At 63.3% G+C, this 12,914-nt stretch carries 7 protein-coding genes; 5 read left to right on the forward strand and 2 right to left on the reverse strand.

Annotation, left to right across the window (positions count from 1 at the left end; all coding sequences use genetic code 11):
* The first annotated feature begins 3 nt into the window (after positions 1 to 3).
* The 3 genes from AArc1_RS11505 to AArc1_RS11515 all read left to right on the forward strand — a co-directional run bounded on the left by AArc1_RS11505 (position 4) and on the right by AArc1_RS11515 (position 1,743).
* Entirely contained in the window at positions 4 to 603 is a 600-nt protein-coding gene (locus AArc1_RS11505) for a peroxidase-related enzyme (RefSeq protein ID WP_117364504.1), read from the forward strand.
* A gap of 155 nt (positions 604 to 758) precedes the next feature.
* Positions 759 to 1,247: a hypothetical protein gene (locus AArc1_RS11510; RefSeq protein WP_117364505.1), complete on the forward strand. Its 489-nt coding sequence runs from the start codon at positions 759 to 761 to the stop codon at positions 1,245 to 1,247.
* A gap of 157 nt (positions 1,248 to 1,404) precedes the next feature.
* On the forward strand, positions 1,405 to 1,743 hold the full coding sequence (locus tag AArc1_RS11515) for a HalOD1 output domain-containing protein (protein WP_117364506.1): 339 nt from the start codon (positions 1,405 to 1,407) through the stop codon (positions 1,741 to 1,743).
* 63 nt (positions 1,744 to 1,806) lie between these two features.
* On the opposite strand, the gene gltB is transcribed toward AArc1_RS11515, so the two are convergent.
* Together gltB and proS are read right to left on the reverse strand one after the other, a co-directional pair.
* Positions 1,807 to 6,414, reverse strand: coding sequence for a glutamate synthase large subunit (gene gltB, locus AArc1_RS11520; RefSeq protein WP_117364507.1), 4,608 nt, complete (start codon positions 6,412 to 6,414; stop codon positions 1,807 to 1,809).
* 702 nt (positions 6,415 to 7,116) lie between these two features.
* Positions 7,117 to 8,601, reverse strand: coding sequence for a proline--tRNA ligase (gene proS / locus AArc1_RS11525; protein WP_117364508.1), 1,485 nt, complete (start codon positions 8,599 to 8,601; stop codon positions 7,117 to 7,119).
* A gap of 228 nt (positions 8,602 to 8,829) precedes the next feature.
* On the opposite strand from proS, the gene AArc1_RS11530 reads away from it, so the two are divergent.
* Together AArc1_RS11530 and AArc1_RS11535 are read left to right on the forward strand one after the other, a co-directional pair.
* Positions 8,830 to 9,801: a quinone oxidoreductase family protein gene (locus AArc1_RS11530; protein ID WP_117364509.1), complete on the forward strand. Its 972-nt coding sequence runs from the start codon at positions 8,830 to 8,832 to the stop codon at positions 9,799 to 9,801.
* A 237-nt stretch (positions 9,802 to 10,038) separates the two neighbouring features.
* Entirely contained in the window at positions 10,039 to 12,882 is a 2,844-nt protein-coding gene (locus AArc1_RS11535) for a PAS domain-containing protein (protein WP_117364510.1), read from the forward strand.
* Positions 12,883 to 12,914: the final 32 nt, after the last annotated feature.

A 12,914-nucleotide genomic window follows, 5' to 3' on the forward strand; every position in this document is an offset into this window, starting at 1 on the left:
GCTATGGGCAACTCAGAGACAGAGACCGATCCAGAACTCGACGACGACGCGATGGACGCCTTCCCCGTGCCGGCGTTCGAGGACCTGCCCGAGGATCTGAAAGCGCGCATCGCCGAGGAAACCGACCGGGCAGGGTTCACCCCGAACGTCTTCTCGGCGTTCGCGTACAAGCCCTCCCACTTCCGGGCCTTCTTCGACTATCACGACGCGCTCGTCGAGGACACCGCTCTGGAGCGCGAAGAGATCGAGATGATCGTCGTTGCCGTCTCCGGCGTCAACCACTGTTACTACTGTAACGTCGCCCACGGCGCGCTCGTCCGGATCTACGCCGACGATCCGACACTGGCCGATCAGTTGATCGCGAACTACCGCACGGCAGATATCAGCGACGCCCACCGGACGATGCTCGATGTCGCAGTGAAACTCACCGAGCGACCGAACGCGATCGAACGCGCCGACTACGACCGTCTCCGCGAGGCGGGGTTCAGCCAGGAGGCGATCTGGGACATCGCCGCCGTCACTGCGTTCTACAACCTCAGCAACCGGATGGCTGCCTTCGCCGAGATGCGTCCGAACGACGAGTTCCACACGCTGGGCCGGTAGCCCTTCACGCCGGTTCGAATCCATCGCCCGATCGGCGTCGCCACCGGCGGTTCGACGTCGCCACCGACTCGAGCGACTCACTATGAGTCGACCTACCACACCGACGTGACCCGAGTGAACGTTCATTTGTGCCGCCATCGAATCCGGTCTCGAGGATGGTCGACAGCGTTCCGACACGTCTCGAGCGAGTCGCAGCGGTGGTCGCGATCGTCGCACTCGTCCTGCTGGTCCCAGCCGCTGCGCTCGGTTTCGGAATTACGGCCGTCGTCTTACTGTTCGTCGTCGTCACGTGTGGCACCATCGCGAGAGTTCGGGTTGGCCTCGACGAGTTGCTCACCTTCGGCGTTCGGTCGATCCCTGAGGACGATCCGGCCGCCGAGCGATACCGCGAGCGTCGCGAGCGCAAGGACGAACGCGTTCGCGAAGCCGTTTCCTCCGACTACGACCCCCGCCTCGACCGTCTGCTAGTGATCGGACTGGTCGTGGTCGGCATCGGTGCCCTCGGAGCCGTCGCAGTGACCGGTGGCGAGAACGGAGCCATCGGGCCGCTGCTGGTAACTGCACTGGTCGCGCTCAACGCCGCACTGGTCGCCTACGGCGCAGCCCATCTGCACGACCGATCGGATTCGAGTACGGACGACTGATACTGCCGAACAGCGCGTGCACGAGAAGTTGCTACACCGGTCTCGTGAGTGTACGTCAGCGATTGCTGGTCGACGGTATAACGCACGTGTGTCTGTGATTGCGATCATCACACTCCTGGCCGTAACCTTAAGGCGGGCTTAGAGGATTTTCGGAACCATGGATACGGGAAAGCTCGAGCTACACCGTCGCTGCTCACCAGTTGCCGACACTATCTACGGGGACGAAGAGACACACTCGCCGGTGGTCATGATTGCTGAAGCCCTGGCGGAAGCCAGTGGGACCGAGATGAGAGCGCTCCCACCGCTCAACGACTACGTCGACTGCGACGCGCTCGAGCGGTTGTTCGACACTAGCGACAAGGCCGTCGATACGATGGTTCTGAGTTTCAAAATCGAGCAGTGGAACGTGTTCGTCCGATCTGATGGGGCTATTCGCGTCTGTGATGCAACCGACCGCAACGGGTTCGAACCGATTTTCGAAGAGCAGCCGGAGTAACACTCGATTGCGGCGATATGGCGTCAGTTTCGACGTGTCGAAAACCGACGACAGTAGCCCCGCTCAGTCGTCGCTCGCGGCGAACCCGACGGAATCGGCCTCGGCGTCGCCGCCGGGTGCCTCGGGCAGTTCGCTGCGGACGTCGTCGCTGCCCTGCTCGGTGATGGCCGCGTGGTAGGCCTCGGGCATCACCTTCACGAACGACTCGAGCGTTGCTTCCCAGTTCTCGAGCAGGTCGCGGCCGCGTTCGGAGCCGGTGTAGGCGACGTGGTTCTCGACGAGTCGTCGGAGCATTGCCTCGTCTTCGTCCTCTAGGTCGTCGTGGAGCGAGACCATCTCGGTGTTCGCGCGGTCTTCGAACGTCTCGTCGGGGTCGAAGACGTAGGCGACGCCGCCGGACATCCCCGCGGCGAAGTTCTTCCCGGTCTCGCCGAGGACGGCGACGACGCCGCCGGTCATGTACTCACAGCCGTGGTCGCCAACGCCCTCGACGACGGCCTTCGCGCCGGAGTTGCGGACGGCGAAGCGTTCGCCCGTGACACCGTTGACGTACAGCTGGCCGCCCGTCGAACCGTACAGCGCGACGTTGCCGATGGCGACGTTCTCCGTCGGCTCGTAACCGGCCGATTCGGGCGTTCTAACGGTGATCTTACCACCCGAGAGTCCCTTCCCCACGTAGTCGTTGGCGCTGCCCTCGAGGTGGAGGGAGACGCCGCTTGCGAGGAACGCGCCGAAGCTCTGGCCGGCTGTCCCCTCGAGGTCGACCGTGATCGTATCTTCGGGGAGGCCGGTTTCGCCGTAGCGACTGGTGATCCGGTTCGAGAGCATCGCGCCGACCGTACGGTCGACGTTGGTCACGTCTGCGGCCAGCGCGACGGGCGTCTTCTCGTCGATCGCCTCGGGGGCGGCCTCGATCAGATCGCGGTCGAGTTGGTTCTCGAGGCCGTGGTCTTGGTCGCGGATCTTCCGGCGAACGTCACCTTCAGGAGTCGCGAGCACTGCCGAGAGGTCGAGGGTGCGGGCTTTCGGGTGCTCGACGTCCTGGCGCTGGGCGAGGACGTCGACCGCGCCGACCATCTCGTCGACCGTCGCGAAGCCGAGTTCGGCCATGATCTCGCGCAGCTCCTGGGCGATGAACGTCATGTAGTTGATGACGTTCTCGGGTTCGCCGGGGAAGCGCTTGCGCAGATCGCCACGCTGGGTCGCGATGCCGACCGGACACGTGTTGTTGTGACACTGCCGGGCCATCACACAGCCCTCGGCGACCAGACTCGAGGTGCCGAAGATGTACTCCTCCGCGCCGAGGAGGGCGGCGACGGCGACGTCACGACCGGTCATCAGTCCGCCGTCGGTGGAGACGCGGATGCGGTCGCGCAGCCCCGTCGCACACAGCATCTGGTTGGCTTCGGCCAGCCCGAGTTCCCACGGCAGGCCCGCGTGTTTGATCGACGTCCGTGGTGACGCGCCCGTCCCGCCTGAGTGACCGGAGATGTGGACGACGTCGGCGTTCGCCTTCGCGACGCCGGCGGCGATGGTGCCGATGCCCGCTTCGGAAACGAGCTTGACGTTGATGTCGGCGTCTTCGTTTGCCGTTTTGAGGTCGAAGATCAGCTGTTTCAGGTCTTCGATCGAGTAGATATCGTGCAACGGCGGCGGCGAGATGAGCCCGACGCCTGGCGTCGACTTGCGGACGTGAGCGATCATCTCGTTGACCTTCTCGCCGGGGAGGTGACCGCCTTCGCCCGGCTTGCTGCCCTGAGCCATCTTGATCTGGAGTTCGTCGGCCGACGAAAGATACGTCGAGGTAACGCCGAACCGGCCCGACGCGACCTGCTTGACGGTACACTCCCGTTCGGTCCCGAACCGTTCCGGCGGCTCGCCACCCTCGCCGGAGTTCGACTTCCCGCCGATACGGTTCATCGCGATCGAGTTGTTCTCGTGGGCCTCCGGCGACAGCGAGCCGAGCGACATCGCCGCAGTCGAGAACCGTCTGACGATCTCTTCGATCGGTTCGACCTCCTCTATCGGGATCGACTCGCGGTCGGAGTCGAACTCGAGCAGTCCACGCAGCGTCTGGAGCGTCTCCTGCTGGTCGTTGACCAGTTCGGCGAACTCCTGGTAGCGCTCGTAATCGCCCGAGCGGACGGCCTGCTGGAGCGTGCCGACGGTTTCGGGGTTCCACTGGTGGTGGATCCCCTGCTTGCGGTGATTGAACTCGCCGGAGCGCTCGAGCGTCGACTCCTCGTCGGTCTCGAACGCGACGGCGTGACGTTCGCGGAGGTCGGACTCGAGTTCCGCGAGGCCGATCCCCTCGGTTCGGTTCTCGGTGCCCTCGAAGTAGTCGGCGACGAGCCCCGAGTCGAGGCCGACGGCCTCGAAAATCTGGGCGCCCTGGTAGCTCTCGACCGTCGAGATGCCCATCTTGGCCATGATTTTGAGGAGGCCGTCCTCGACCGCCCCGACGTAAGCGTCGATCGCCACTTCGGTGTCGGCCCCCTGTGGGCCGGCGGTCAGGTCCTCGATCGTCTGGTAGGCGAGATACGGGTTGACCGCGCCCGCGCCGTAGCCGACCAGCGTGGCAAAATGGTGGACGGTCCGGGGGTCGGCGGACTCGACGACGAGCCCGACGTGATTTCGGAGGCCGTTACGGACGAGGTGGTGGTGGACGGCACCGGTCGCGAGCAGACTTGGGATCGCAACGCGGTCGACACCGACACGCCGGTCCGAGAGGACGATGATTTCGTGTCCGTCTTCGTCGATCGCTTCGACGACGTCCTCGCGGACGCGTTCGATCGCGGCCTCGAGATCCGGCCCCGGCTCCTCGCTCGTCGGCTCGTAGGTGACGTCGACGGTTGCGGCAGTCATACCGTTGGCGTCGCTGTCCCGGATCGCCTCGAGTTCGGCGTCCGTGAGGATCGGCGAGTCGAGAACGAGCTGTCGGGCGTGTGCTGGCGACTCGTCGAGTAAGTTCCGCTGGAAGCCGAGTCGGGACTCGAGACTCGTCACGAGTTCCTCGCGGATGTAATCGAGCGGCGGGTTCGTCACCTGGGCGAACAGCTGTTTGAAGTACGAAAACAGCGGCCGGTTGTACTCGGTTAACACCGACAGCGGCGTGTCGTCGCCCATCGAGCCGACGGGGTCCTTGCCCTTCTGGGTCATCGGCTCGATCATGTTCTCGAGTTCGTCGTGCGTGTATCCGAACGCAGCCTGATGGTTGCGAAGCGACGAAACCGGCTTCCGTGGCGTGCTGTCTGCTGTCGTCAGCACGTCGTCGAGATGAACCTGTTGGTCGTCGATCCACTCCCCATAGCGGTCGTCGGTGAGGTCGTCGAACACTTCGTCGTCGGGGATGACGCGGCCTTCTTCCGGATCGGCGAGGAAGAGCTGACCTGGCTGAAGCCGCCCACGCTCTTCGATCTCTTCGGGATCTATGTCGAGCGCCCCGGCCTCGCTGGCCACGATCAGACGGTTGTCCGTCGTGACGTCGTACCGACACGGGCGCAGCCCGTTGCGGTCAAGCACCGCGCCGACGCGCTCGCCGTCGGTCGCCGCGACGAGGGCGGGTCCGTCCCACGGCTCGACCAGCGAAGCGTGGAAGTCGTACCACTCTCTGCGACCTTCGTCCATCGATTCGTCGCCGCGCCAGGCCTCCGGGACGAGCATCCGTAGCGCGTGCGCCAGATCTCGGCCGTCCTGCATGAGCAACTCGAGGGCGTTGTCGACGCTTGCGGTGTCGGACTGGTCGGGGTCGTCGATGATCGGCTTGACTGCCTCGAGGTCCTCGAGTACGTCGCTCTCGATGTCGGTCTCTCGGGCGCGCATCCAGTTGACGTTACCCTGGATAGTGTTGAACTCGCCGTTGTGGACGATGTTCCGGTAGGGATGAGCGAGATGCCAGGCACCGAGCGTGTTCGTCGAGAACCGCTCGTGAACCATGACGAAATTCGACTGCAGTCGCTCGTCGGTGAGATCCGGGTAGTACGCGGGCACCTGCTCGCCTTTGAGCAACCCTTTATACACCAGCGTTTTCGAGTCGAGTGAGCAGACGTAGAATCGGTCGGCACCGTCGGCGGTGGCGTTTTCAACGGCGTCTCCGTGAGCGTCGCGAGCTGAGGCTCGCCGAGCACGTTGCTCGACGGCGTTTTCGAGCGCTCGGCGGGCGACGTAGAGTCGGCGGTCGAACGCGTCACCAGTGACGTCGTCCTGCGGTGTGACAACGACTTGCCAGACGTCGGGTTCGGACTCGAGGGCCGTCTCTCCGAGGTCGTCGTTGCTCGTCGGGACGTCGCGCCACTCGAGGACGTCGAGGTCGTAGCTTTCGAATGTGTCCTCCGCGAGTGAGACGAGTTCTGCACGCACAGTGTCGTCCTGTGGGAAGAAAATAGAACCGACGGCGTAGGTCTCCGGCAGGTCGGTCTCGAGAACATCGGCGAAGAACTCGTGGGGGAGCTGGAGCATGATCCCGGCCCCATCTCCGGTGTTTTTCTCAGCCCCGGTCGTGCCGCGATGTTCCAGGTTTACCAGTAGTTCGAGTCCGTCGGCGACGACGTCGTGACCTCGACCGCCCTCGAGGTCCATGACGACGCCGACGCCACAGTTCGACCGTTCGTCCTCGAGGTCAGCGAGACCCCGCGAACGGTCGGCCGATGGCGCTCTGTGTGGCTGTGACATATACACCACTTGTGGTATCTCCTATATGAGGCTGGCCCATAATGACTAAGTGTATTATTAGCTCATATAGTTGTGTATAAGGTGTATGGGCATGTTTAGACACCAGTACGGGATCGGGTTCGGCACCAGTATTCGAGTTCGAGCCGGGCGGCGCTCGTCGAAGTAGACTCCCAGCGGTATACCCGATTATGGCCCAGTCAACGAGCTTATGAACTGAGTGGGCGACAATATGTGTGCCGATAGCATACACAGCATCCGGTCAGTGAACGAATCATGACCCGATGGAGTGGCTACTGGACAGTTTCGGTTGCACGGAAAGTGTCAGAGGCACGTAGTGCCCACCCCGGCAGAGTGAACACCACAGACATAGATGACGGATCCAGTGGTAAGCACTCTTGGGTTAAAGAATTAGGTTTGAGAGAGATTCAATGGCAGGGGCGGCCGGGGCAGGGCGGGAAGACGAGTGGCGGACCGGCGACAGCGGTGAGTCGTCCGTCGGCGATAGCGACGGCTTGCCTATCGACGGCAATGGTGGTTCGCCTGTCGACGGTACGAATGGCTCACCGGTCGACGGCAGCGACAGCTTACGACACAGTGTCGACACGTCACAGCAAACAAAACCGTCGAACGGGCTCGAGAACCGTTTCGTCGGCCCAGCATCTCACATGGACTCGAGGGAGTCGCCTCGAGTGTCCGGACTCGTCAGTACGACTTCGCGAAGTAGGCGTACTGGTCGGCCGGCTCGCCACAGAACACACACTCGGTCCCCTCAGGCGGCCGTTCGGGTTCGCCAGCACTTCGGCCGCCCTTGTCGACTACCGGTTGCATGACGATCTCGGCGGAGACCTTCTCTTTGATATCGTCCTCTTCGGTCGAATCGCCACACCACGGCACCTTCACGTAGCCACCGTGTTTGCCGATCGTCCCCATGATCTCCTCGGGGGTGTCGGCCGTCCGGACGTTCTCTTCGAGGTTCTCCGCGGCGGTGTCGTACAGTTTGGTGAAGACCGTCTCGAGGTGTTCGTCGACGGCGTCGACGATCTCGTCACGGTCGGCGACGGACTGCTCGTTGTCCGGACGGTGGACGAGCGTGACCTCCCCGTCGTCGACCTCGTTCGGGCCGATTTCGAGGCGGAGGGGAACGCCGTTCAACTCGTGTTCGTTGAACTTGAAGCCGGGGTTGCGCTCGTCGCGGTCGTCGAGTTCGACGCGGAAACCGGCCGCCTCGAGATCGTCGGCGATGGCTTCGGAGTACTCGAGGACGGCGTCCATGGTGTCTTCCTGCCAGATCGGGACGATAGCGATCTGCGTGGGTGCGATCGTTGGCGGGAGGACGAGACCCTGATCGTCGGAGTGAGTCATGATGAGCGCCCCCAGTGCGCGCCAGGACAGACCCCACGAGGTCGTGTAGGCGGTCTGTTCCTCTTCGTCTTCGTCGGCGAAGGTGATGTCGAACGCCTCCGCGAACGACTGGCCGAGATGGTGGCTCGTCCCACCCTGGACGGACTTGCCGTCGGGCATGAGCGCCTCGACGGTCGTCGTCGTATCAGCGCCGGGGAACTTATCGTGTTCGGGTTTCTTACCGCGCAAGACCGGTATCGCGAGCACCTCCTCGTAGACGCGGGCGTACTGGTCGAGGCGAGTCCAGACCTCCTCCCAGGCTTCTCCGTCCGTCGCGTGGGCGGTGTGGCCCTCTTGCCACATGAACTCCTTCGTTCGGAAGAACGGCTTCGTCTCGGTCGCTTCCCACCGGACCACGGAACACCACTGATTGATCCGTAACGGCAGATCACGGTGGCTGCGGGTCCAGTCGGCCATAAACGGCGCGATGATCGACTCGCTGGTCGGTCGGACAGCGAGGCGCTCGTCGAGTTCGTTGTGGCCACCGTGGGTCACCCAGGCGACCTCGGGGTCGAACCCCTCGACGATGTCTTTCTCGCGCTCTAAGAAACTCTCGGGGATGAACATCGGGAAGTAGACGTTGTCGACACCGGTCTGTTTGAACCAGCCGTCGAGGGCGTCCTGAATGCGCTCCCAGAGGGCGTACCCGCGGGGTTTGGTGACGATGAATCCGCCCATCGGCGCGTAGTCCGCAAGTCCCGCCTTCTGGACGACCTCGGCGTACCACTCGCCGGGTTTGTGCGATTTCGACTCGGTGATCCCGAGTTCTTGACTCTCGTCGCTCATTGCTTCGACACTCAGTCAGCGCACCCTTAAACCATACGAAGGCCGCCGCTGCCCGTCGTCCATTCCATACAGCCGTGTCAGGGACGCTCACTGGAGCGTATCGGAACCGTCAACGAGAGCGTGAAGCGACGGCCCACAGGGGCGTGGCGACCACGCGACCGAAACAACCCTGGACCGATTCCTTCCTGTTCTCACACACTTATGACGTTCGCTTACAACTGGTAGGACATGCGCGCCATCGAGGTAACAGAATACGGAACCAGTGACGAACTCGAGCCCGTCGAGACCGACGTCCCCGAGCCGGGCCCCGGCGAAGTCCGGATCGACGTCGAGGCAGCAGGGATCAACTTCGCGGACATCATGCAACGCCGCGGCCTGTACCCCGGCGGACCCGACGCTCCGTACGTCCCGGGCATGGAGGCAGCTGGGACGATCGATGCGACCGGCGAGGGCGTCGGCCTCGAGGAAGGCGACCGCGTCGTCGCGATGCTGAACACCGGCGGATACGCCGAGTATGCCACCGCCAACGCGCAGATGCTCTTTCCCATTCCCGAGGGGATGAGCTTCGAGGAAGCCGCCGGCTTCCCCGTCCAGTTCCTCACGGCTCACTCCTGTCTGTTCGAGTGGGGTGGCCTCGAGGAAGACGAGACGGTCCTCATCCAGGCCGCCGCGGGTGGCGTTGGAACCGCGGCCGTCCAGCTCGCGTCGAACGCCGGCGCGGAGGTCTTCGGCACCGCGAGTACCGAGGAGAAACTCGAGCTCGCGGCCGACCTGGGCTGTGACCACCCGATCAACTACACCGAGACGGACTTCCGTGAGGTCGTCGAGGCGGAGACTGACGCCGAGGGCGTCGACCTCGTTTTGGAGAGCGTCGGTGACGACGTCTTCGACCGCAGCCTCGACGCCATGAAACACTTCGGCCGGATGGTTACCTTCGGCGTCGCGAGCGGCGTCCCTGCCTCGGCCGAAAATCAGCGGCTGCTCTTCGAGAACAAGACCGTCACAGGGTTCCACCTCGGACAGGCCGCCTCCCACGACCCGAGCAAGATCATGAAGGCTGTCCCCGAACTCACCCAGGGACTGACGAGCGGTGACCTCGAGGTCGTCCTCGGCGAGTCGTTCGCGCTCGAGGACGCAGCCGAGGCACACCAGTACATCGAGGATCGGAAGAGCTCGGGTAAGGTCGTCTTAACGCCCTAAGCCGAGAGTGAAGCGATACGTTCGATTGTGAACGGCTCGCGTCTCGGTGACCGCCTGATCGACGCCCGCCCATCGAACGCATGCTCGTACTCGAGGTGGAGTTCGATCGCTTCTGTCGTGCTATCTCTGGCAGCGGGCGAACGGGTCGACTTAGCCGAATATAAACGACCGGTCCCTTCCTGTGTCGCGAGAAAAACGTTCAGGTTGAATAGGTAATTCACGATCAGCTAGAGACGAATGGCGTCGCTTCGTGTGCTGTACGTCGACGAGGAGTCCGCACTCGAGCCGGTTCGTCGGTACCTCGAGGAAGAAACCGAGGCCGCCGAGTTCGACGTGCAGACCGTGACACGTCCCGAGCACGCACTTCCGGCACTCGAGGAGGTTGACTGTCTTCTCTGTGGGGCTCCACTTCCCGACTCGAAACGAGGCGAGGGCGACGCGCCGACGCTGGCTTTCCTCGAGCGAGTCAGAGAGCGGGATTCGTCGGTTCCCACCGTGGTGTTCGCTGGAGAAGAGGCGGGCGTAACCGTCACTGCGGCGTTCGAAGCGGGCGTAACTGACTACGTTCGAAAACCCGAGACGGAACCCCGACGTACAGCGGTCGGAAACGACCGCCAGCGGACGGATCAGGACGTCGGGGTCAATAGTGCGTCTTCGACGACCGGATCCGACAGTCGTCCCACTGCGGCGACGAACACAGTCGAAGCGCTCCCGGCGACCAGCCAGCAATACGAACTACTCGCCCATCGACTCGTCGCCGGCGTCCAACCGCACGGAGAACGTGACTCCTCGCAGCCGACTGCCGAGGCAGCGATCGACCACGTTGCCGACGCCGTGTTCATCACCGACATCGACGGGACGATCGAGTACGCCAACGCCGCGTTCGAGCGGATCACCGGCTACGATGTCGATGACGCGGTCGGTAAGAACCCCCGGATCCTCAAATCCGGCGAGCAGGACCAGACCTACTACGAACGACTCTGGGATGCGATCCTAGACGGGGAGGTGTGGGAAGAAGAGGTCGTCAACGAGCGACAGTCCGGCGAGCGGTACTACGCCCACCAGACGATCTCTCCGATCGTCAACGACGGTGCCGTCGAGAAGTTCGTCGCGGTCCAACGAGACGTGACCGACCGCCAACGGCTCGAAGCGGAGATCGAACGATCCGCCGAGACCCTCTCACAACTCCACGATTCGGCGTTCGGGCTGGACCAACCGATCGAGTCCAAACTCGAGCGCCTGCTCGAGACCGTCACCGAGTCGCTCGATCTTCCCATCGGATACGTCACACGGATCGACGACGGCACACAGGAGGTTATCGCGGCAGTGGGTGAACACGAGACGATCGAGACGGGAGCGACTGATCCACTCGAGCGCACCTACTGTCGGCGAACTATCGACGCGGATGAGCCGGTCGTGGTAACTGACGCGGAGGCCGACCCCGAGTGGGGAGCTGATGCGGCGTTCGACAGGTTCGGCCTCAGCTGTTACATCGGCGCGAGGGTCCTCGTCGATGATGAGGTGTTCGGGACGGTCTGTTTCGCCGATTCGGAGCCAAGACAGCCCCACGTCGGTCGCGTACAGCAATCGACTGTCAAAGCGCTCGCCCAGTGGGTCGGCCGCGAACTCGAGCGGCGGCGCTACGAGCAGGATCTCGAACTTCAGTCGGCGGCGATGGAAGCGTCGATGGACGGGATCGCCATCCTCGATGGCGACGAATACGTCTACATGAACCAGGCCCACGCCGACGTCTTTGGCTACGACGTCGACGATCTCATTGGAACCACGTGGCATCAGTTATACGATACTGAAGAAATCGAGCGATTCGAGCACGAAGTGTTTCCACAACTCGTGGACGACGGCGAGTGGCGAGGTGAGACCGTCGCACAGAAGTGTGACGGCGGTTCCGTCCAGCAGGAGGTCACGCTCTCGCTGCTCGACGGCGACAAGCTCATCTGTACGACCCGAGACATCAGCGAGCGAAAAGCACGCGAACGCGAACTCGAGTTGGCACGGACCCAGCTCAGACAGGTCATCGACCTGGTTCCGGACCTGATCTTCGCGAAGAACCGCGACGGTGAGTACGTGCTGGCGAACGAAACCGTCGCGACGGTGTACGGACGACCGGTCGACGAGATCGTCGGACGCACTGATGCCGAGGTGCTCCCGTCGGAAGCCGACGTGGCCTCGCTTTCGGCGGACGACGAGGCGGTGGGCGAGTCGATGGAGGCGACACACGTTTCGGATGTGGAACTGACAGCAGCGGACGGGAGCACGCGCGTTCTCGAGACGACGAAGATTCCTTTCGAGGTCGCCGGAACCGGGGAGATTGCCGTGCTGTGGTATTCGCGTGACATAACGGAGGTTAAGACCCAACGTGACAGGCTCGATCTGCTCAATCAGGTCGTCCGTCACGACGTCCGTAACGACCTACAGGTGGTCCATGGTCGGGCCCAGTTGCTCGCGGATCGACTCGAGCGAGAGGGGCTATCCGATGTGGCAGTCCACGTCTCGGAAGTGCTCGAAGCCGCCGAAGAGGCGATCGAGTTGACCAAGACCGCACGCGATCTGACCGAGACGATGCTCGAGCGAACCGATGGTCCGGAGCAAATCCCGCTCGAGCCGCTGTTGTCGTCTGAAGCGGACTCCGTCAGTTCACGTTACGGGGACGCCCGGATCGATCTCGAGCGGCCAGTTCCCGACGTGACGGTGATCGCCGACGAGATGCTCGAGTCGGTCGTCGAGAACCTCCTCGTGAACGCAATCGTCCACAACGACTCGTCGAGACCACGGGTGGCGGTATCGGCAGCCGTCGACGACGACCGTGAGTGGGTCGAACTCCGGATCGCCGACGACGGGCCGGGGATTCCCGACGACCGAAAGGAAGACGTCTTCGGGAAAGACGAGAAGGGGCTCGAGAGCCCCGGGACGGGACTCGGCCTGTATCTCGTCAGGACGCTGATCGACCAGTACGGCGGTGAGGTCTGGATCGAGGACAGAGACCGTCGAGTTCAGGGGGAGGATGCTGCGCCCGAAGGTAGCCTGGTCGTCGTTCGGTTGCGTATCGCGGCCGACGGCTAACGTGGTGGGTCACAAACGGCCGACGGCATGGT

This window comes from Natrarchaeobaculum sulfurireducens (assembly GCF_003430825.1).
Classification (GTDB): domain Archaea; phylum Halobacteriota; class Halobacteria; order Halobacteriales; family Natrialbaceae; genus Natrarchaeobaculum; species Natrarchaeobaculum sulfurireducens.